The following is a 21054-nucleotide window of genomic DNA, read 5'->3' on the forward strand; positions in this document are numbered from 1 at the left end:
TTTGGGCGGGTTCGCCGGCACGTCGCGGCCCGGCACCTGGACGATGCGCAGCTCGTCGGTGTCCAGCTGCAGCGCGGTGAGCTTGCCGCCCCAGACCGCGCCGGTATCGATCGCATGCACGCCGTGACCAATGAACAGCCCCAGCGTCGACCAGTGGCCGCAGACGATCTTGAGGTCGCGTTCGGCCCGGCCCGGCACTTCGTACCAGGGGTACAGGCCGACCGGCTGGGTGCCCGGGCTGCCCTTGTCCTCGAACGCGATGCGGCCGCGCGGCGTGCAATAACGCAGGCGGGTGAAGATGTTGATGATCGCGCGGTGGCGGTCGATGCCGGCCAGCTTGGGGTTCCAGGCCGGGCGGTCGCCGTACATGTTCTTGAGCAGGCGCGGGTACTGATCGCTGCGCAGGCGTTCCTCGATCTCGCGGGCGTGGCGCTCGGCGAGCTGGGTGGTCCACTTCGGCGCCAGGCCGGCGTGCACCATCATCCAACCCAGTTTGCGGTCGGAGTGGACCAGCTTCTGGCCGCGCAGCCAGCCCAGCAGTTCGTCGCGGTCTTCGGCCAGGACGATGCGCTGCAGGTCGGGATTGACCTTGCGCTGCTCTTCCTCGCGGCGTTCGCCGATGGCTAGCAGCGACAGGTCGTGGTTGCCCAGTACGACCACGCTGTTGGCGCGCAGGGAATGCACCAGGCGCAGGGTCTCCAGCGACTGGCCGCCGCGGTTGACCAGATCGCCGCAGAACCACAGCTGGTCGCGGGCGGGATCGAAATTGATCCGCTCCAGCAAACGCTGAGTGGGGTCGTAGCAGCCTTGCAGGTCGCCGATGGCCCAGACGCTCATATCCGAATCGTTCCGTGCGTCAGTGCAGGGTGCGCGGCACGGTCAGGGTGAAGGCCGGTATCGGCGCTTCGAAGCGGGTGCCGTCGTCGGCGACCATCGCATAACTCCCCTCCATCGTGCCCAGGCTGGTTTCCAGCACGGCGCCGGAGGTGTACTCGAAGTCCTCGCCCGGCCGCAGCCACGGTTGCTCGCCGACCACGCCTTCGCCCTCGACCTCCTGGACCTTGCCGTTGGCGTCGGTGATGACCCAGTGGCGCGAGAGCAGGCGCGCGGGCACGCGCCCGGCATTGCGGATGTTGATGGTGTAGGCAAAGACGTAGCGGTCCTGCTCCGGCTCGGACTGATCGTCGAGGTAGCGGGTCGCGACGGCGATGTCGAAAGCGTAGTCGTGGCGGTGTTCCATGCCGGCAGTGTAAGCAAAGCGGGCATGAAGCGGGAATGAGCATTGCCGCGATCGCGCGCCCGGCCGCCGCGCGGGCGCGCCGGCGCGGCTCGGCGGCTTCGCGGCGCGCGTCAGTTTTCCGGCGCCAGGTCCTTGAGCGAATTGGCTAGGCGCACGAAATCCGCGACCTCGATCTGCTCGGCGCGTGCCTCGGGACGCACGCCGGCGGCTTCGATCGCGGCCGCGTCGCAGATCTGCGAGAGCGCGTTGCGCAGGGTCTTGCGGCGCTGGCCGAAGGCGTCGCGCACCACCCGCGCGAAACGCGCGTGGTCGTCGATGCCGATGCTGTCGGGCGCGCGCGGCACCAGCCGGACCACGGCCGAGTCCACCTTCGGCGGCGGCCGGAACGCGTGCGGCGGCACGTCGAACAGCGCGGTGACGTGGCAGTAGGCCTGCAGCATCACCCCGAGCCGGCCGTAGACCTTGCTGCCGGGGCCGGCGGCCATGCGGTCGACCACTTCCTTCTGCAGCATGAAATGCATGTCGACGATCGCCTCGGCGTGCTCCAGGGCATGGAACAGGATCGGCGAAGACAGGTTGTAAGGCAGGTTGCCGACCAGGCGGATCGGGCCGCCGTTGTGGGCGAGCGCGCCGAAGTCGACGGTGAGCACGTCGCGGTGGATGATCTCGAGCGTGCCATGGGCGCGCGCGCCCTCGGTGAGCGGGAAGATCAGGTCGCGGTCGAACTCGATCACGGTCAGTTCGCCGTGGCGGTCCAGCAGCGGGTAGGTGATCGCGCCCTGGCCGGGGCCGATCTCGACCAGGCGCTCGCCGGGCTGCGGGTCCACCGCCTGCACGATCATCTCGATGATGCCGCGGTCGTGCAGGAAGTGCTGGCCGAGATGCTTCTTGGCGTCGGCGGTGAAGCCCTTGGCGTGGGACTTGGCGGTGCCGCTCATGGCGTCGCTCCGGTGTGGGCGCTGCTGTTGTGGGCGCCGCCGCTATGAGTGCCGCCGCCATGAGCGCGGCTGCGCACGATCCGGGCGCAGGTCTCGGCCGCGGCGATCAGGCTGGACGGGTCGGCCAGGCCGCGGCCGGCCAGGTCGAGCGCGGTGCCGTGGTCGACGGCGACGCGCGGGTAGGGCAGGCCCAGGGTCAGATTCACCGCGCGCTCGAAACCGCTGTACTTGAGCACCGGCAGGCCCTGGTCGTGATACATGGCCAGCACCGCGTCGAAACCGCGCAGTTTGGCCGGCAGGAAGGCGGTGTCGGCGGGCAGCGGGCCGATCAGGCGCATGCCTTCGGCGCGCAGCGCGGCCAGCACCGGTTCGATCACTTCGATTTCCTCGTGCCCCAGGTGCCCGGCCTCGCCCGCGTGCGGGTTGAGCCCGAGCACGGCGATGGTCGGCGCGGCGATGCCGAAGTCGCTGCGCAGGGCGGCGTCGACGATGCGCAGGGTGCGGGTCAGTGCGTCCGGCACGATCGCGTCGGCGACCTCGCGCAGCGGCAGGTGGGTGGTCGCCAGGGCGACCCGGACGATGTCGTTGGCCAGCATCATCACCACCTCGCGGCCGGCCTGCGCGGCCAGCAGCTCGGTGGTGCCGGTGTAGGGGATGCCGCCTTCGTTGATCGCGGCCTTGTGCACGGGGCCGGTGACCAGGCCGTCGCAGGCGCCGCTCAGGCAGGCCTGGGCGGCCTCGCGCAGGGCCTGGATCACGGCCGCGGCATTGCCGGGATCGGGTTCTCCGAACGCCGGCACGGTGGCCTGGGGAATCTCGACCAGCGACAGCTCACCGGGCCGCAGGGCCGCCTGGTCGGGCGGCAGCAGCTTCAGGGGCAGGTTCAGGGCCTCGGCCGCGGCGCGCAGGCTGCGCGGGTCGGCGTAGGCGGTCAGGGCGTAGTCGCGCGGCCGTTGGATCAGCCGCAGGCACAGCTCCGGCCCGACGCCGGCCGGCTCGCCCGGCACCAGCGCGAGCCGGGGCGGGGTCACTCAGCCGCCGCTGGCAGGCGCCGCGGGGGCATCGGCAGCGGCGCCCTTGCCGACGCGGATGTCGACGAACGCTTCGCCGCGACGCTCGCGCAGGAAGCGGTTCCACTCGTCTTCGAGCTTGCGCCGGCCGATGGTCTCCTGGACCTGGGCGCGGCGGTTGCGGTCGCCGACGTCGGTCTGACGGCTGCCGGTGCGCTCGATGATGTGCCAGCCGGCCGGGGTGCGGACCGGTTGCGAGATCTGGTTGTCCTGCAGCGCGGCGACCGCGCTGCCGAATTCGGGACCGAACTCGTCCTGGGAGAACCAGCCCAGATCGCCGCCCTTGCCGCGCGAATTCAGGTCTTCGCTGTCCTTGACCACTTCGGCGAAGTCGGCGCCGCCGGCCAGGCGCGCGCGCAGGGTGTCGGCCTTGGCCTTGGCCTGCGCGTCGGTGACGGTGTCGCTGGTGCGCACCAGGATGTGGCGGGCCTTGTACTGGGTGACCATGCTCGGCGCGCTCTGCGAGGCGTCGCGGGTCTCGACCAGCTTCAGCAGCTGGAAGCCGCTGGGGCCGCGGATCGGCGCGGTCACCTGGCCGGCGCTCATGCCGCGCATCAGCTCGGCGAACGCGTTCGGGATTTCGTCGGTGCTGCGCCAGCCCAGGTCGCCGCCTTCCAGCGCGTTGGGGCTGTCGGAGTAGCGCACCGCGGCCGCGGCGAAGTCCATCTCGCCCTTGTCGATCAGGGCCTTCACGCCCTCGATCTTCTTCTGCGCGGTGGCGATCTGCTCGGCGGTGGCGCCCTCGGGCAGGCCGACCAGGATGTGGGCGAGGTGGTACTGGGTGCCGGAATTGGCCTGGGCGGCCAGGGCGGCGTCGATTTCGGCGTCGCTGACCGAGACCCGGGTCTGGGCGAAGCGCTGGCGCAGGCGCTGGGTCAGCAGTTCGTCGCGGATCGAGGTGCGGAACTCGCTATAGGTACCGCCGTCGCGGGCCAGCTGCTGGCGCAATTGCTCCAGGCTGATGCGGTTCTGCTGGGCGATGCCGGCGATGGCCTGGTCGATTTCCTGGTCGGTCACGCGCACGCCGCTGTTCTGGGCGTAGGCGACCTGGATCTTGAGCAGGATCAGGCGTTCGAGCACCTGCCGTTCCAGCACGTCGCGCGGCGGCAACTGGCCTTCGCGGCCGGCGTACTGGGCCAGGATGTTGGTCACGGCGCGGTCGAGTTCGGTCTTGAGGACCACGTCCTCGTCCACCACCGCGGCGATACGGTCGATCGGCTGCACTTCCTGGGCGAATACCGCGCCGACGGGCAGGAGCGCCCCGCCGGACAGCACGCCGGCGGCCAGGACACACGCGAATAGTTTCTTCATAGGGTCGGGTCGGGGGTGGGGTCGTTCTGGCCGCGGGTCACGGACGAGGGCGGCACGAGATAGAGATCGTCGCGATCGTAACCGAGGATAGCACGGCGCAATACCCGCTCCGTGTTCTGTCCGGCGGAGCCTAGGCCCTTCAGTTCGAACTCGACCTGAAGCGAATTATTGAGGTCGCCGGAGCGGTCGCGCAGGTAGCGGCGGGCGACCACGCGCACCGCCAGGCAGCAGCTTTCCCACTGCAGGCCGGCGATCTGTTCGAGCGGCTTCTTGTCCAGCAGCGAGTAGTAATAGCGGCCGACCACGGACCAGTTCTCGTTGAGCGGATACAGGAACGAGAGGTCGGCCTGCTTCAGCAGGTCCTTGCGGTCGACCGGGTTGCGGCGGTAGCGGTAGCCGAGGTTGACGATGCCGGCGTCGCCGAACAGGTAGCGCGCGCGCAGGCTGGCCAGGTCCTGGCCGCGAAACTTGGGGTTGTACTGGTAGGTGCCGTTGATGGTCCAGCGGTCGCTGGGCGACACGCTGACATCGGCGACCCAGGCCGACTTGCCCTGTTCGATCGGGCTTTCGCCCGGCACGGTGACCCGGCTGTCGTCGAAGTACTGGATCTGGCCGATGCTGGCCGACAGGCGTTCGCGGCCGTCGTCCTCGCTGATCAGGCGTGTGGTCAGGGCCACGGTGAGCTGGTTGGCGTCGGTCTGGCGGTCGGCGCCGGTGTAGCGGTTGTCGCGGAACAGCTGGCCCCAGCTGAAGGTCATGGGGTCGGTGTCGAAGATCGGCAGGCTGTCCTGGTTGCGATAGGGCGCGCGCAGGTAGAACACGCGCGGTTCCAGGGTGTGCAGGTAGCGGTCGCCGCGGATGGTGGTGTCGCGGTCGAAGTACAGGCCGGCGTCGACCGAGGTGATCGGCAGGCTGCGCGTGGGCGACTTGTCGTAGAAGCGCGCGTCCAGGTCCGGGGTGTAGGCGATGCCCTGGGCGGCGGCGTAGGCGAGGGCGTTGGTGGTCGCCAGTTGGCGCGCCTTGGCCGCTTCCAGCTCGTAGGCGGTGTAGCGCCAGGCCAGCTTGGGCCGGATGAACCAGCTCGCGCCTTCCAGCGGCAGGGACACGTAGGGCTTGAAGTCGAAGCGGCTGCCGCCGGGCAGGGCGACGTCGCGGTCGAACAGTTTCTCGTCGCTGTGCTGGAAGCGCACCGCTTCGGTGTCCAGGCCGGCTTCGAACCACTTGCCGAACGGCTGCGACCAGCGGAAGTAGGCGCGCGGCAGACGGTCGTAGGGCAGGCTGCGTTCGGTCAGGGTGTAGTCGGCGAGCTGGTAGTGGTCGGCCATGAAGCCGGCCTCCCAGTGGCGGCCACGGCCGAACAGGCCGATGTCGCTGCGGATCGAATAGGCCGACACGCCGTACAGGCTGTTGCTGAAGTCCTGCAGGTAGTACTTGTCGCTGACCCAGGACAGGTTGGTGCTGGCGTACCAGCTGGCGTCCAGGCTGTGGCTGGCCTTAAGCGCGAACTGGCCGCGGTTCTTGTCCGGCAGCTCGCTTTCCGGCAGCTGCACGTTGCGGTAGTCGAAATAGCGCGACGGCCGGTCGCCCGGCAGATTGTCGCTGGGCATGAAGTTGGCGTAGACCTCGCCCTTGCCCTCCGGGTACAGCCAGCGGAACTCGCCGCCGAGCACGCCGCCGCGCTTGGCCATGATGCGCGGGTACAAGGTGGCGTCGTAGTTCGGCGCCAGGTTGAGGTAGATCGGCTGCTTGTAGTCGAAGCCGTTCTTGCCCGACAGCGAAATCCCCGGATACAGCAGGCCGGTCTGGCGGCGCTCGTCGATCGGGAACTTGAACCAGGGCACGTACAGCACCGGCACCTTGCCGATGTGCAGGGTCGCGTTGTGGGCCACGCCGAAACCGTCGTCGGTGTCGAGGTTGATCTGGCTCGCGCGCAGCTCCCACACCCGCTGGTCGGGCGGGCAGGTCGAATAGGTCGAGCCGGTCAGCTTGCCTTTGGCGCCGGTCAGGTCGATGCGCTCGGCGCCGCCGTTGCCGCGACGCTGGGTCAGCTGGTACTGCACGTCTTCGATGCGGTGGGTGTCGGCGTTCTGGTCGCCTTCGGCGCGTTGCGCGGTCATGCGCATGCCGGCGTCCTGGTAGCGGACGTTGCCCTCGGCGACGTATTTGCTGGTTTCTTCGTTGTAGGACAGCTTGTCGGTGCCCAGGAACTGGTCGCCGCGGCTGAGCTTGACGTTGTCCTGGACGACGATGTCCTGCTCGTTGCTGGCGCGCGCCAGGGTGCCGCCGGCGATGTCGGTGGGCTTGTCGGTGCGCTGGTCGGCGGTGCCGACCGGGGCCGGGGCGTCGGTGAACGCAGGCACCACGTCCTGGATCGGGCACAGGCCCCAGTTCTCGTCGTCTTCGCCGGCGGTGGCCTGGGAAGGCAGCGCGATGGCGATGCACAGCGACAACGGGAGCAGGCGTAGGGGTTTGCGCACGCGGCCATCCGGTGGACAGAAATCGGCCGTTAGCTTGCCGCATCCCATCCAGGGGGGCAACGCGAAACACGGGTTTCCGGCCCGCCTCGTTCATCTTGTCGTGCGGACGCGGCGATCGGCCCCCGGCAAGGCCGTGCCCGACGGCGCCGGAGGCTGCGCCGGGGGCGGGCGGCCAGGGCGCGGCAGGCAGTGGCACGCCGGCCGAAAGGCCGCGGCCCGCAAGCTCCCAAGGGCGCGCGGGCCGCCGCCGGCCTGGCCTCAGGGCTGGCCCTTGGCCTTGCCGTCGCCCTTCAGATAGGTGTCGAGGAAGACCAGGATCTTGCCGTAGCCCTCGATCTGGTTCTTCTTCTTGCTGAAGCCGTGGCCTTCATCGTCGAACACGACGTACTCCACCGGCACACCGTTCTTGCGCACCGCGGCCACGATCTCGTCGGACTCGGGCTTGATCACGCGCGGGTCGTTGGCGCCCTGCAGCACCATTAGCGGCTTGTTGATCTTGTCGGCGTGGAACAGCGGCGAGGTCGCGATCAGGAAATCGCGCTGGGTGGCCGGGTCGCCGACCTCCTTGTACAGCGCCAGGCGGATGTTCTCCCAGTACGGCGGGATGCTCTCCAGCGTGCGCAGCCAGTTGGTGACGCCGAAGATGTCGACGCCGACCTTGAACTCGTCGGGATGGAAGGCCAGCGCCGCCACGGTCATGTAGCCGCCGTAGCTGCCGCCGATGATGCCGATGCGGTCCGGGTCGACGTAGTCCAGCGACTGCAGGTACTGCTTCGCCGAGATCGTGTCCTGCAGCGGTTCGCGGCCGTGCTTGCCGTCGTCGGCGGCGAAGAAGGTCTTGCCGTAGCCGGAGCTGCCGCGGTTGTTGATGCCCAGCACCACGTAGCCGTGGTTGGCCAGGAACTGGATCACGGCGCTGTGGGCGCGTGTGGTCTGGCCGCCGGGGCCGCCGTGCACCCACACCAGCGCCGGCGCCTTGGCGGCCGGCGAAGCCTGGTGCGGCTTCCACAGGATGTTGGGGACCGACAGGCCGTCGAAGCTCTTGAAGCGCACCACCTGCGAATCGACCAGGTCGCTGGCGGCGATCGCCGGATTGAGCGAATGGGTGAGCTGCCTGGGCTCGCCGCCGAAATCCAGCACGTACAGATCGTTGGGCTGGCGGTCGCCGTTGAGATAGAACGCCAGGCGCTTTTCCGAACGCGAGATGCGCAGGTTGCGGATTTCGCCCGACGGCAGTTTCGGCAGCGCGACCTGGCGCCCGCTGGCGTGGTCGAAGACCTGGATCGCGGTGCTGCCGTCTTCGTTGATCGCGACCACGCGGTATTTGCCGTCGTGGGAGAAGTAGGCGTCGGTGATGTCCCAGTCGGCCTGCTGCACCGGCTCGTGTTTGCCGCTCGCCAGCTCGACCCGGCGCAGCTGGGCGAACTCGCCCTGGTCGTTGGCGGTGTAGTACAGCCACTTCGAGTCGGGGCTGAAGTCCTGGCCCGAGAACTGGGCCTGGCCGCTGTGCGCGGAGACCTTGGTGGCCTTGCCGCTGGACAGCTCGGCCACGAACAGGTCGGAGTCGTTGGTGGTGTGGGTCTTGGACAAGGCGATCCAGCGCTCGTCGGCGGAGATCGGGCCGATCTCGTAGGCGTCGGCATTGCGATACACCAGCTCGCGCGTGTAGTCGCCGCTGTCGTAGCGGTACAGGTCGAACACCTTGGGATCGCGTTCGTTGCTGCTGACGTAGAAATGGCGACCGTCGTGGCTGAAGCCGGCGAAGCTGGCCTTGAGCTTGTCGCCCGGGGTCAGGTCGCGCTCCTTGCCGTCGCTGCCGATCGCATAGAGATGGTTGAGTTCGTTGCCGCCCTGGTCGCGGGTGACCAGCACGCGGTCGTCGTCGGGGAAGTAGGACACCGCGTAGGTGCTGTCGACGGTCGAGCGCGTCACCGGCGTCCATTCGCCGCCGCCGACCGGCATCGAATAGGCATTCCAGATGCCGGACTTGTTGGACGAGAACAGCAGCCGGCTTTCGTCGGCCGAGAACGAGGCGCCGGACACGCCGATCGAATCGATGAAGTCCTGGATGCCGTACTGCTTGCTGGGCAGTGCCGCCGCGGCGCTGGCGGCAACGGCGGGCGCGGACATCGCGGGAGAGGGCGCGCGCGTGCCGGCGATGGCGGCCAGCGGCAGCGCGGCCAGCGCCAGGGCGAGGGACAGCGGCGTACGGACGAAACCGGAGCGGGTCATGGGACGTTCCTTGTGATGACGATCGCTACGCAGGCGCGTGGGCGGCCGTGCGACGGGGCCCGGCAGCCAGAGCTGCCCGGTGCTGATCCGAATATAGGCCCGGCGGGCGCGGCGCCGGTAGCCCGGCCGCGAGAATTCGCCGCTCAGGCCGGCGCCGCTCAGGCCGGTGCGGATCAGGCCGGCGCGGAAGCGCCGAGCATCGCGCCCACGTGCGCGACCGCGCATTCGCGCAAGGCTGCCAGGTCGTAGCCGCCTTCGAGCATCGAGATCACCCGGCCGCGCGCATGTTTGTCGGCGATCGCGACCAGTTCGGCGGTGATCCACCGATAGTCGTCGCCGTCCAGTTCCAGTTGCGCGAGCGGATCGCGGCGATGGGCGTCGAAGCCGGCCGAGATCAGCAGCAGTTGCGGCCGGAACGAGTCGATCGCCGGCAGCAGGCGTTCGCGCCAGACCTGGCGGAAGGTCGCGCTGCCCGCGCCCGGCGGCAGCGGTGCGTTGATCACGTTGCCGACCCCGCGTTCGTCGGCGTAGCCGGTGTCGGGGTACAGCGGCATCTGGTGCGAACTCACGTACAGCACGCGCGGATCGGTGTCGAAGATCGCCTGGGTGCCGTTGCCGTGGTGGACGTCGAAGTCGATCACCGCGACCCGCGCCAGGCCGTGCTTGTCGCAGGCGTGGGCGGCGGCGACGGCGATGTTGTTGAACAGGCAGAAGCCCATCGCGGCCGAGCCGGTGGCGTGATGGCCGGGCGGGCGCACCGCGCAGAACACCCGGGTTTCCTCGCCTTTGAGCACCGCATCGACCGCGGCCACGCCGGCGCCGGCCGCGCGCAGCGCGGCTTCGGCCGAGCCCGGCGCAAGCACGGTATCGGGATCCAGCTGCATCGGTCCGTCGACGACGGTGTCCAGCACCAGCGCCAGCAGGGCGTCGTCGTGGGCGCGCAGCAACTGGCCGCGGCTGGCGCTGGGCGCCTCGTGCCAGTCCAGCGCGGCGAAGGATTCGCGCAGCGCCTCGGTGACCGCGACCAGGCGCAGCGGCCGCTCGGCATGACCCGGACCCGGGTCGTGGCGCGTGCAGGCCGGGTGCGTGTAGACGCGCATCGCTAGCCCTTGCGGCGCTCGTGGTTCCAGATCACCTCGCCGTGGCCGCTGGCGCGCGCCAGCACCCGGGCCAGCACGAACAGCAGGTCGGAGAGGCGATTGAGGTAGCGCACGGCCTCGGGCCGCACCGCTTCCAGGCGCGACAGCGCCACGGTCTCGCGTTCGGCGCGACGCACCACGGTGCGCGCGATGTGGCAGCGCGCCGCGGCTTCGCCGCCGCCGGGCAGGATGAAATCCTTCAGCGCCGGCAGGCCGTCGTTGTGGCCGTCGAGCCACAGTTCGAGACGATCGATGTCGGCGTCGAAGATCGCGGCGTGGCCGGGGATGCACAGCTCGCCGCCGAGGTCGAACATCTGGTGCTGGATCGCGACCAGCTGATCGCGGATCGCCGTGGGCAGCTCGCTGGCCAGGACCAGGCCGATGCAGGAATTGGCTTCGTCGACCGTGCCGTAGGCGTCGACCCGCGCCGAATCCTTGCCGACGCGGTTGCCGTCGCCCAGACCGGTGCTGCCGTCGTCGCCGGTGCGGGTGTAGATCTTGGAGAGGCGGTTGCCCATCGCGCGCTGCGGATCAGCGCTTGTCGGCCAGATCGCCGGCGCCGGCCGTGGCCTTGCCGGCCGAGGCGACGATCGCGTGCACCACCACGGCGATGCCGACATAGGTCGCGGCGGTCTGCATGTAGGGCAGCAGCCACTGGAAGTAGTTCGCGGCCCAGCCGGCGACGGTCTTCTCGGCCACCGAGGCCGACAGCCAGTAGAAGCTGCCCTGGCTGAGCAGCTGGCAGACCATGGTCGAGGCGACCAGCGCCGCCGCGGTCAGCGCCAGCGTGCGCCAGCTGCGCGAGTAGCGGCGCGCGACGAACAGGCCGCCGGCCCACATCGCGAAGTACGCCGGCACCAGGAACCAGTACGCGGCCGAGACGCAGTAGTGCTGCCAGAAGCTCTGGCCCTGGCCGGTGATCACCGCGTAGTCCACCGCCACCGCCAGCGCCATCAGCGCCGGGAACGCCCAGCGCGTCCACTGGCGCAGGTAGAAGCCGCCGATGAAGAACACGGCCCAGGAGGCATCGGGGATCGGCGCCCAGTGGTTGACGCGCGTGGCGACCATCAACAGGGCCAGCAGGGCGAGGATCAGACTGCGTTGGGTGGTGGGCTTCATGGCTAAGGCTCCCGACGCCGGACTGGCGCGCCAATCCGCCCATTCTAAGGAACCTGCGGCGAAAGTGCCGCTTTCGCCCGGCAAGCGCCTGATCCGAGGGCGCCGGCGGGGCGCGAAACCGCGAATGCGCGTGCCGGCCACGGATTCGGCACGGACGCGGTCGTATCATGAACGCATGACCCAAGATGCCCATGCGCCCATCGATCCGGCGCAGACCCTTCACGATGTGCTGATCGTCGGCGGCGGCCTGGTCGGCGCCAGCCTGGCGATCGCCCTGGACCGCAGCGGCCTGGACGTCGGCCTGGTCGAGGCGGCGCCGCCCGGCGCCCTGCCGGCGGTGTTCGACGAGCGCAACCTCAGTTTCGCCGAAGCCACCGTCAACGCCTTGGGCGCACTCGGCGTGCTGCAGAAGCTGCGCGCGCCCAGCGGCGCGATCCGGCGCATCCACATCAGCCGGCGCGGCGATTTCGGCCGCAGCCTGCTCGACGCCCAGCGCTACGGCCGCGACGAGTTCGGCCGGGTGGTGACCGCGCGCGATTTCGGCGCCGCCCTGGAAGCGCGCCTGGCCGAACTGCCGCGCCTGCAGCGCTATCGCCCGGTGCGCTTCGTCGGCCTGGCCGAGGACGACGGCCGCAGCCGCGCGGTCCGGGTCGCCGACGGCGCCGGCGAACGCATCCTGCGCACGCGCCTGCTGGTCGCCGCCGACGGCACCCGCAGCGGCGTGCGCGAGGCGCTGGGCATCGGCGTGGACGAATACGACTACGAGCAGACCCTGTTCGTGACCCGATTGCGTGCCGAACGCGCGCCCGACGGCACCGCCTACGAACGTCTGAGCGAGGGCGGCCCGACCGCGCTGCTGCCGCGCGGCGATGGCCACTACGGCCTGGTCCACGGCGTGCGCCGGGAGCAGGCCGACGCGGTGGCGGCGCTGGACGAGGCCGGCTTCCTGGCCCATGTCCAGGAAGCGTTCGGCTGGCGCATCGGCCGTTTCCTGGCCTGCGGCACGCGCAGCGCCTATCCGGCGATCCGGGTGCTGGCGCAGCGCCGCAGCGCGGCGCGCGCGTTGCTGGTCGGCAACGCCGCCCAGACCATCCATCCGATCGGTGCACAGGGCTTCAACCTCGGCCTGCGCGATGCGCTGACCCTGGCCGAACTGATCGAAACCGCATTGGCCGCGCACCGCGAAGTCGATTGCGGCGCCGCGGCGCTGCTGGACGGTTACGAACGCCGCCGGCGCGAGGACCGCGAACGCACCGTGGCGTTCTCCGACGGCCTGGCCCGGATCACCGCCAACGAATCGCCGCTGCTGCGGCCGCTGCGCAGCCTGGGCCTGTTCGCGGCCGACCGTCTGCCGTCGGCGCAGGCCTACCTGGTCGGCGGCGCGATGGGCTATCGCGGCGACGTGCCGGCGCTGTGCCGCGGAGAACGCGCATGAGCCGGCGCGGTCCGCTGGATGTGCTGGTGGTCGGCGCCGGCGTGGTCGGCGCCGCGGCCGCGCTCGCGTTCGCGCGCGACGGGCTGGAAGTCGCCCTGGTCGAAAGCCGCGAACCGCCGCACTGGCGCGAGGACGCGCCGGACCTGCGCGTGTACGCGTTCGCGCCCGACAACGCCGCGCTGCTCGACGGCCTGGGCGTCTGGAAGGGCGTGACCGATGCGCGCGCGCAGCCGTATCGCGCGATGCGGGTCTGGGATGCGGCCGGTGGCGGCGAACTGAGCTTCGAGGCCGACGCCTTCGGCCGCCGCGAACTGGGTTGGATCGTCGAGCACGGCCTGCTGGTCGACCGCCTGTGGGCGGCCTTGCCCGCGGCCGGCGTGCGCCTGTACTGCCCGGAGCAGGTGACCGGCCTGGAACAGGCGCCCGACGGCGACAGCGCCGAACTGCTGTTGGCCGGCGGCACGCGCCTGCGCGCCCGGCTGGTGCTGGCCGCCGACGGCGCCGAATCGCAACTGCGCAGCCTGGCCGGCATCGAGGCGCCCGCGCACGACTACGGTCAGCGCGGCCTGGTGGCGTTCGTCGATCACGAACTGCCGCACCAGGCGACCTGCTGGCAGCGCTTCCTGCCGACCGGGCCGCTGGCGTTCCTGCCGTATGCCGGTCACGGCGGCCGCCGCAGTTCCATCGTCTGGACCCTGCCCGACGCGCAGGCCGAACGCTTGCTGCAGGTCGAAGACGCGGAGTTCCTGCGCGAGCTCGGCCATGCCTTCGGCGGCCGCCTCGGCGCCGCCACCGCAGTGTCGCGCCGGGTGGCGTTTCCGCTACGCCGGCAGCTGGCGCAGAAGTACGTGAGCGGCCGCGTCGCCATCGCCGGCGACGCCGCGCACGTGGTGCATCCGCTGGCGGGGCAGGGCGTGAACCTGGGGCTGCGCGATGTCGCCGCGCTGCGCAAAGTGCTCGCCGACGCGCAGCGACGCGGCGCCGACCTCGGCGGCACGTCGCGACTGCAGCGCTGGGAGCGCGAGCGCCGCAGCGAAAACGCGCTCGCCGCCTACGGCTTCGACGGCCTCAATCGACTGTTCTCCAACGACGCCGTCGCCGCGACCCTGCTGCGCGGTCCGCTGCTGGGCCTGGCCGGCAAGTTGCCGCCGGTCACGCACGCGTTCTGGCGGCGCGCGGCCGGCGTGTAGCGGCGCGTTGCGCTAGGGTAGCTCCGGTTTTCTCGGGGGCCGTCACTATGGCGACAATCAGGCGCACGCGCATCGCGCTCCACTTCGCTGGGCTCGCCTACGCCTGGCCGATGCTGGCCTGGGCGATGACGCAATGCCCGCCGAGCCAGGACGGGCGATCCTGGACGATGACCGCGCTGGCAGCGCTGGTCTTGCTGGGGTTCGGCTTGGCCGGCGCGATGGTGCCGGTCGCGAGTTTCCGCGCCACCGCCGGTACGCGCCGGCTGCGGCGGGCGTTGCTCCTGCTGCTAGCGCTGTTGGGCATGCTGGCCGTGTGGCTGCTGGGACTGTGGGTCTTCTTCTTCGCCTTCGTGTTGACCTGCGCGACCTTCTAGCGTCGCCGCTCGAGACGGCCTCAGTCGAGGTAAGACCGCGGCCGCCGGATCAGCAGATACAGCGCCACCGCCACGCCGACCAGCGCCACCGCCATCACGTAGTAGGCGGGCGCCATCCCGCCCAGGCCGCGCATCCACGGCGAAGACAGCAGCGGCGGGGTGAGCGCGCCGAACACGGCGTAGGCCACGTTGTACGAGAACGACAGGCCGGAGAAGCGCACCGGCGCCGGGAACGCGGCCACCATCACCGCCGGTATCACTCCGACCACGCCGACGAAGGTGCCGGCCAGCGCGTACATCAGCAGGAAGTGCGGGGCGCCGTGGTTGAGGTCGTAGTACAGCACGTAACTGCTCAGCAGCACGCCGACCGCGCCGATCAGCAATGCCTGCGCACGTCCGATCCTGTCGGCCAGCAGACCGGCGCCGACCGCGCTCAGGGTCAGACAGAATGCGGCCAGGCTGTTGCCGAGGAAGGCCTGCGACGGCGCGATGCCGAAGCGTTGCTGGACGATGGTCGGCGTCATCAGGATGATCACCACGATCGCCGCGGTCAGCAGCCAGGTCACCAGCATCGACAGCGCCACGCCGCCCGCGTGCTCGCGCAGCACCCGTTTCAAGGGCAATTCCTGCACCAGCTGGCGGCTCTCGCGCATCGCCGCGAACACCGGCGTCTCGCTGAGCCAGCGCCGCAGGTAGACGGCGAAGAAGCCGAACACGCCGCCGATCAGGAACGGCAGGCGCCAGGCCCCGTCCAGCACTTCGGCCGGGGCGAACCAGGTGTTGACCGCGGCCGAGATCAGCGAGCCGATCAGGATGCCGGCGGTGAGTCCGGCCGACAGGCTGGCGCAGGCGAAGCCGACCCGCTTGGACGGCACGTGCTCGGCGACGAAGGTCCAGGCGCCCGGCACTTCGCCGCCGATGGCGATGCCCTGGACGATGCGCAGCGCCAGCAGCAACAGCGGCGCCGCGATGCCGATCTGCGCATACACCGGCAACAGGCCGATGCCCAGGGTCGGCAGCGCCATCAGGAATACGCTCAGGGTGAACATGCGCTTGCGCCCGGAGCGGTCGCCGAAGTGGGCCATGACGATGCCGCCGATCGGCCGCACCAGGTAACCGGCGGCGAAGATGCCGTAGACCTGCAGCGTCGACAACCAGCCCGGCATGTCCGGCGGGAAGAACAGCTGGCGCAGGCTTTCGGTCAGGAATACGAAGATGACGAAGTCGTAGAACTCCAGCGCGCCGCCCAGCGCAGCCAGGGAAAGCGTGCGCAGGTCCTTGCGATCCAGGGCGCGCGCGGCGGGCGCGGAGATCGTCGCGGAGACATCGGTCATCGGGCGTCGGCGGCGGAGGATGGAAGCGGCAATGTACGACAAAGGCTCAGCGGCGAGTGCGCGTGGGTTTGCGTTTCGCGGGGCGGGGATGGCGCAGGCGATCTCTTTGGTGGCGCGGCGGTGACCGCGTCATCGGCTCGGCCGGCTCGCATGACGATGCGGTTCGCTGCGCTCACCGCATCCTACGAAGGGCCTATGTGGCGACGCCCCGGCGGACCGGGGCGTCGCGGTGTTGCGTGTGGAACGTACTGGTTTACATGCGGCCTTCGAGTTCGCTCGGGCTCAGATACCCGTCGCTGTCGGCGTCGAGCAGCAGGAAGTCCGCGGTCAGTGCGGCGTGGCCGCCGGCCTCGGTGCGATTGATGCGGCCGTCGCGGTCGCTGTCGAGGGCGCCGAAGTCGATCCGGTAGCCGACGCTGGCGCGTGCCGACATCGGCGGTGCGGTGGTTGCCTGGGTGGTGGCCGCGGCTGCGGCCTGCGCGCGCATGCTGGCGTCGGTGGCCGCGCTGCTGGCGTCGCGCGCCGCAGCGGCGGCCTGGCCGGCCTCGGCGGCGGCGGCGACCGGATTGGCGCCGGTCTGGGCCGCGGTTTGCGCGGCCTGCGCTTCCTGCGCCGCGCTGGTCGCGCGATGCGCCGCGGTCTGCGCGGCGATCGAGGACTGCTTGGCCTGATAGGACGTGGCGGCCGCGGTCGCGGCGCCGTGTTCGGTGGCCGCACCGGCCTTGTGCGTCAGCGCGGCGTCGCGCGCTGCGGCCTGCGCGGCCTCGGCGTCGTCGCGTGCGGTGCGGGCATCGTCGACTGCGATCTTGGCGTCGGTGGTGGCGTTGATCTGCGCGCCGACCTTGGACTTGGCCTGCGCCAGCGCCTGCGTGCTCAGGCCGGTGGCGGCGAGCGCCAGGGCCAGCAGAGTGATCCGACTCAGGGATGTGGCGTGTTTGCGGGCATGCCTGTTCATCGTGACCTTCGTGCGGGTGGGGGAGTGGCGACCCTAGACCCCCCGCGGTCAATCCGATGTAAACGAGCGAAACGCCGGCTGAACGGCGCCGTCGCAGCATGAGCGGCGGCGAATGCTGCGCTTTAGCGGGGACGCGCGTACACGGTGATCTCTTCGCGATCGTGATACAGCTGGCGTGCGCGCACGATCAGCGGCCGGTGGGTCTGGTGTTCGAACAGTTCCAGGCACACCCGCGTTTCTTCCCAGCGCTTCTTCATCGGCAGCTTGAGGTTGAAGATCGTCTGCCGGCACCAGCCTTCGCGCAGCCAGGTTGCCATGCGCTCGGCGACGCGGCTGGGTTGTTCGACCATGTCGCAGACCATCCAGTCCATCGTCCGTCGCGGCTGCCACTGGAAACCGTCGGCGCGCAGATGATCGACGCGTCCGCTGTCGAGCAGGGCCTGGCGCAGCGGACCGTTGTCGACCGACGTGACCTTCATGCCGTTGCGCATCAGCACCCAGGTCCAGCCGCCGGGCGCGGCGCCCAGGTCGGCCGCCTGCATGTTGTCGCGCACCAGGCGTTCGCGTTCTTCGTCGTCGAGCAGGGTCAGCAGCGCTTCTTCCAGCTTCAGCGCCGAGCGGCTGGGCGCATCCGGATGCATGCGCAGGCGCGGGATGCCCAGCGGCCACGGCGAGGCATCGCGGGTGTCGGCGACGGCGACCACCGCATGGTCGCCGTCGAGGAAGACGATGTGCAGGCGTGGACGCTGGCTGTCGTCGCTGGCGCTGAGCCGGCCGGCCTTGCGCAGCGCCGGGCGCAGCGCGTTGCCGAAACTGCGCGCCAGGCCGGCCAGCGGCTTGCCGGCATCGGAATCGGGGTGTTCGACCCACAGCTCGCCGTAGAGCGCCGGTGCGCCGTCGGCCGCGGCGGCGTCGAGCGCGGCCAGGATCGGGGTGATGCGGTCGCGCGGATCCAGCCCGCGCAGGTCGGCCAGGCGCAGCAGCTTCTGGCGCGCGAAGATCAGCTTGTCCAGCGGCAGTGCGCGCGCCAGCGCCGCCGGGTCCTCGCACAGGAACTCGACATAGCCGCTGCCGCGTTCGGTGCGGGCGTAGCCGGGGTGGCCGGCGACGGCCGCGCGCTCGCCCAGTTCGGCTGCGAGTTCGGGCTCGAAGCCGGCGCGGCACCAGCAGAACAGCGCTTGCTCGGTCATCGTTTGAACTCGTTGTGGTGTGAAGAGGTAGCAGCGGCGTGAGCCGCGACCGCGCCGGCGCGAAGCTGACGCGAGTTCGACGCAGGACGGTCGCGGCTTGCGCCGCTTCTGCCCAAAGCGGAGCGTCGCGGTCAGTAAGCCACGCCGCTCTCGCCGTAGCGGCGCAGCACGTCGCGCGCCGCGTCGCGGTGCAGATCGCGGCGCACCGCGATGCCGCGGCGCTCGAGTTCGCCGATCCAGTCCGCGGGCAGCGGACCTTCGTCGAACTCGGTCAGCGCCATCACGTCTTCCGAGCGCGCGCCGATCAGCAAGGTGTCGATACCGGCCCAGAAGCTGGCGCCGTAGCACATGCAGCAGGGCTGGGCCGACGTCGCCAGGGTGGTCGCCCCGGTTTCGTTGAGGCGGTAACGGCCGGTCGCGGTCTGCGCGGTCATGAAGGCCATCATCTCGGCGTGCGCGACCGAACAGGTCTGCGGCACCACCCGGTTCACGCCCACGCCGATCACCCGGCCCTGCTGATCGAACACCGCCGCGCCGAACGGGCCGCCGCTGCCGAGCTCGATATTGCGTCGCGACAGCTCCACCGCCAGCGCGACCTTGTCCTCGTCGCTGGCGTACAGGCGCTCGCGGTCGACGGCGCCGTCGATCCAGTCCGGCAGCAGCAATTCGACCCGCGCCTGCAGCGGAGCGGCGGACGCGCTCACATCGGTTCCCCGTGCTGGCCCGCGACGCCGCGGCACTCGCCCTGGACGCAGGCGCAGCCGGCGATCACCGGCGAGCCGCACATCGACATCTTGCCTTCCTTCGCGCACTGCGCCATCACCGCCGACGGATCGGCCGGGCTGCCGCGATTGACGCAGGCGTTGAACTGGCCGCAGCAGTTGCCCACGTTCTTGACCACGCAGTCGCTGTCGCTGGCGCAGCTCAGGTCCATCGCGATGGCGACCGGCTCCAGCGCCTCGGAGTGCACGCCGGGCGTCGGAAACTGCGGGGCCGGCGCCGGTGCGGGCGTTTCGGCGGCGGTTGCAGGCGCAGCGGCCGGCGCGGCGGCATCGGCCGCCGGTGCCGGTGCCGGCGAGGAACAGGCGGCCAGCAGCGTCGACAGCAGGGTGGTCAGCAGCAGGAGGGCGAGTCGGCGCATCGTCATCGGTCTCAGGCCTTGCTGGCCCAGGTGTCGCGCAGGGTCACGCTGCGGTTGAACACCGGGCGGTCGGCGCGGTGGTCGTAGCGGTCGGCGACGAAATAGCCGACGCGCTCGAACTGGAACGCGGTCTCGGGCGCGGCCTGGGCGGCGGCCGGTTCGACGTAGCCGGCGACGGTGCGGCGCGAGTTCGGGTTGAGGTGGTCCTGATAGGTCTTGCCGTCGCTGTCGTCGTCCGGCGCGGCGACGTCGAACAGGCGGTCGTACAGGCGCACTTCGGCCGCGACGGCGTGGCGCGCGCTGACCCAGTGGATGGTGCCCTTGATCTTGCGGTCGGCGCCGGCCATGCCGGGACGCGACTCGGGATCGAGCGTGCCGCGCAGCTCGACGATCTCGCCGGCCTCGTTCTTGATCACCTCGTCGCAGCGCAGGATGCCGGCGCCGCGCAGGCGCACTTCGCCGCCCGGGATCAGGCGCTTGTAGCCCTTGGGCGGGACTTCCTCGAAGTCCTCGCGCTCGATCCACAGCTGGTTCGAGAACGGCACCCGGCGTGCGCCGAAGCTCTCGTCCTTGGGGTGGTTGCCGAAGTGCAGCGACTCTTCGTGGTCGTCGCCCAGGTTGGTGATGACCAGCTTCAGGGGATCGATCACCGCCATGCGCCGCGCCGCGGCCGCGTCGAGGTCCTCGCGCAGGCAGCCTTCCAGCACCGAGTAGTCGATCACCGAATTCTGCTTGCTCACGCCCAGGCGCTCGGCCCACAGGCGCAGCGAGGCCGGGGTGTAGCCGCGGCGGCGGATGCCCTGCAGGGTCGGCATGCGCGGGTCGTCCCAGCCGTCGACCAGTTTTTCCTGCACCAGCACCATGAGCTTGCGCTTGCTCATCACGGTGTAGTTGAGGTTGGCGCGCGAGAACTCGATCTGGCGCGGGATCGCGGCTTCGTTCGGCAGGCCCTTGGCCAGCAGCGGCGCCAGCAGGTCCGGCGAATGGGGCAGATCGACGCGGGCCACGCACCAGTCGTACAGCGGACGGTGGTCCTCGAACTCCAGGGTGCACAGCGAATGGGTGATGCCTTCGCAGGAGTCGCTGAGCGAATGCGCGAAGTCGTACATCGGGTAGATCGGCCAGGCGTCGCCGGTGTTCTGGTGGGCGACCTTCTTGATCCGGTACAGGGCTGGGTCGCGCAGGTTGATGTTGCCCGAGGCCATGTCGATCTTGGCGCGCAGGGTGCGCGCGCCGTCGGCGAACTCGCCCGCGCGCATGCGCCGGAACAGGTCCAGGTTCTCTTCGACGCTGCGGTCGCGATAGGGCGAGTTGCGGCCCGGCTCGTTCAGGCTGCCGCGATACGCGCGCACTTCCTCGGCGCTGAGATCGCAGACGAAGGCGTCGCCCTGGCGGATCAGCTTCTCGCCGGCCAGGTAGAACAGTTCGAAATAGTCCGAGGCGTGGCGCAGTTCGGCCCACTCGAAGCCCAGCCAGCGCACGTCCTGCATGATCGCTTCGACGTACTCGGGGTCTTCCTTGGCCGGGTTGGTGTCGTCGAAGCGCAGGTTGCAACGGCCGCCGAACTCGCCGGCGATGCCGAAGTCCAGGCAGATCGCCTTGGCGTGGCCGATATGCAGGTAGCCGTTGGGTTCGGGCGGGAAGCGGGTGCGGATGGCCGCGTGCTTGCCCGAGGCCACGTCCTCGCGAACGATTTGCCGGATGAAGTCGTTCCTGGCCGGCGCGGCGTCGGTGGTGGGATCGGTGGCGGGTGCGGACTCGACGGACATGCGGCACTTACGGGGAGGAGAGAACGAGCAGTTTAGCCGCTGGCGGGTTTCCGTGCCCTGTCGGGGCCGGTGCCGCAGGCAAAACGACACCGCTTTGGGGTAGGAGCGGCGTAAGCCGCGACCGCGCGGTTGCCGTAGCC

General features: G+C 70.3%; 18 protein-coding genes and 1 pseudogene. 3 read left to right on the plus strand and 16 right to left on the minus strand.

Going from position 1 to position 21054, the window contains the following annotated elements; translation table 11 throughout:
* Window positions 1–18: 18 nt before the first annotated feature.
* The 10 genes and pseudogenes from ASE10_RS14900 to ASE10_RS14945 form a co-directional block, all read right to left on the minus strand.
* Window positions 19–837, minus strand: a pseudogene (locus tag ASE10_RS14900) (symmetrical bis(5'-nucleosyl)-tetraphosphatase); the annotation flags it as partial.
* Window positions 838–856: 19 nt separating this feature from the next.
* Window positions 857–1240 carry a Co2+/Mg2+ efflux protein ApaG gene (apaG, locus tag ASE10_RS14905; protein WP_055900614.1) on the minus strand — a complete coding sequence of 128 codons (384 nt, stop codon included), beginning with the start codon at window positions 1238–1240 and terminating at the stop codon, window positions 857–859.
* 110 nt (window positions 1241–1350) lie between these two features.
* Complete coding sequence (rsmA, locus tag ASE10_RS14910) at window positions 1351–2178, minus strand: 16S rRNA (adenine(1518)-N(6)/adenine(1519)-N(6))-dimethyltransferase RsmA (RefSeq protein WP_055900617.1); 828 nt, start codon at window positions 2176–2178, stop codon at window positions 1351–1353.
* Window positions 2175–3209 carry a 4-hydroxythreonine-4-phosphate dehydrogenase PdxA gene (gene pdxA, locus ASE10_RS14915; RefSeq protein ID WP_082559546.1) on the minus strand — a complete coding sequence of 345 codons (1035 nt, stop codon included), beginning with the start codon at window positions 3207–3209 and terminating at the stop codon, window positions 2175–2177. The genes rsmA and pdxA overlap by 4 nt, the downstream gene beginning before the upstream one ends.
* Window positions 3210–4559, minus strand: coding sequence for a peptidylprolyl isomerase (locus tag ASE10_RS14920; RefSeq protein WP_055900620.1), 1350 nt, complete (start codon window positions 4557–4559; stop codon window positions 3210–3212).
* A complete protein-coding gene (gene lptD / locus ASE10_RS14925; protein WP_055900623.1) occupies window positions 4556–7036 on the minus strand; it encodes an LPS assembly protein LptD in 2481 nt (826 codons plus the stop codon). The genes ASE10_RS14920 and lptD overlap by 4 nt, the downstream gene beginning before the upstream one ends.
* 258 nt (window positions 7037–7294) lie before the next feature.
* Window positions 7295–9268, minus strand: coding sequence for a S9 family peptidase (locus ASE10_RS14930; RefSeq protein WP_056305903.1), 1974 nt, complete (start codon window positions 9266–9268; stop codon window positions 7295–7297).
* 173 nt (window positions 9269–9441) lie between these two features.
* Window positions 9442–10368: a histone deacetylase family protein gene (locus ASE10_RS14935; protein ID WP_055900627.1), complete on the minus strand. Its 927-nt coding sequence runs from the start codon at window positions 10366–10368 to the stop codon at window positions 9442–9444.
* A 2-nt stretch (window positions 10369–10370) separates the two neighbouring features.
* Entirely contained in the window at window positions 10371–10925 is a 555-nt protein-coding gene (locus ASE10_RS14940; RefSeq protein WP_056305847.1) for a cob(I)yrinic acid a,c-diamide adenosyltransferase, read from the minus strand.
* 13 nt (window positions 10926–10938) lie between these two features.
* Entirely contained in the window at window positions 10939–11526 is a 588-nt protein-coding gene (locus ASE10_RS14945; RefSeq protein ID WP_055900633.1) for a hypothetical protein, read from the minus strand.
* A gap of 175 nt (window positions 11527–11701) precedes the next feature.
* Here ASE10_RS14945 and ubiH point away from each other — a divergent pair, with 175 nt between their 5' ends.
* The 3 genes from ubiH (at window position 11702) to ASE10_RS14960 (ending at window position 14525) form a co-directional block, all read left to right on the plus strand.
* Entirely contained in the window at window positions 11702–12961 is a 1260-nt protein-coding gene (ubiH, locus tag ASE10_RS14950) for a 2-octaprenyl-6-methoxyphenyl hydroxylase (RefSeq protein ID WP_056305846.1), read from the plus strand.
* Window positions 12958–14151 (plus strand): FAD-dependent oxidoreductase, encoded by a 1194-nt coding sequence (locus ASE10_RS14955; RefSeq protein WP_055900641.1) that lies wholly within the window; start codon window positions 12958–12960, stop codon window positions 14149–14151. Before ubiH ends, ASE10_RS14955 begins: the two co-directional genes overlap by 4 nt.
* A 167-nt stretch (window positions 14152–14318) precedes the next feature.
* Window positions 14319–14525, plus strand: coding sequence for a hypothetical protein (locus tag ASE10_RS14960; protein ID WP_157481011.1), 207 nt, complete (start codon window positions 14319–14321; stop codon window positions 14523–14525).
* Between the two features lie 20 nt (window positions 14526–14545).
* Here the strand turns inward: ASE10_RS14960 and ASE10_RS14965 are convergent, their stop codons facing one another.
* From ASE10_RS14965 to ASE10_RS14990, 6 genes are all read right to left on the minus strand, one after another.
* Window positions 14546–15859, minus strand: a complete 1314-nt coding sequence (locus tag ASE10_RS14965) for an MFS transporter (RefSeq protein ID WP_056305842.1) — start codon at window positions 15857–15859, stop codon at window positions 14546–14548.
* Window positions 15860–16112: 253 nt separating this feature from the next.
* Window positions 16113–16814 carry a hypothetical protein gene (locus ASE10_RS14970; RefSeq protein WP_055900649.1) on the minus strand — a complete coding sequence of 234 codons (702 nt, stop codon included), beginning with the start codon at window positions 16812–16814 and terminating at the stop codon, window positions 16113–16115.
* Window positions 16815–16936: 122 nt separating this feature from the next.
* Window positions 16937–18004, minus strand: coding sequence for a 23S rRNA (cytidine(2498)-2'-O)-methyltransferase RlmM (rlmM, locus tag ASE10_RS14975; RefSeq protein ID WP_056103979.1), 1068 nt, complete (start codon window positions 18002–18004; stop codon window positions 16937–16939).
* A 131-nt stretch (window positions 18005–18135) separates the two neighbouring features.
* Window positions 18136–18708 carry a nucleoside deaminase gene (locus tag ASE10_RS14980; protein WP_200944261.1) on the minus strand — a complete coding sequence of 191 codons (573 nt, stop codon included), beginning with the start codon at window positions 18706–18708 and terminating at the stop codon, window positions 18136–18138.
* Window positions 18705–19145: a hypothetical protein gene (locus ASE10_RS14985; protein WP_157481009.1), complete on the minus strand. Its 441-nt coding sequence runs from the start codon at window positions 19143–19145 to the stop codon at window positions 18705–18707. Before ASE10_RS14985 ends, ASE10_RS14980 begins: the two co-directional genes overlap by 4 nt.
* 11 nt (window positions 19146–19156) lie before the next feature.
* The gene (locus tag ASE10_RS14990) at window positions 19157–20914 is read right to left on the minus strand and encodes a glutamine--tRNA ligase/YqeY domain fusion protein (RefSeq protein ID WP_056305838.1); all 1758 of its coding nucleotides are present in this window, start codon (window positions 20912–20914) and stop codon (window positions 19157–19159) included.
* Window positions 20915–21054: the final 140 nt, after the last annotated feature.

This window comes from Lysobacter sp. Root76, from assembly GCF_001428685.1.
Lineage (GTDB): Bacteria > Pseudomonadota > Gammaproteobacteria > Xanthomonadales > Xanthomonadaceae > Lysobacter.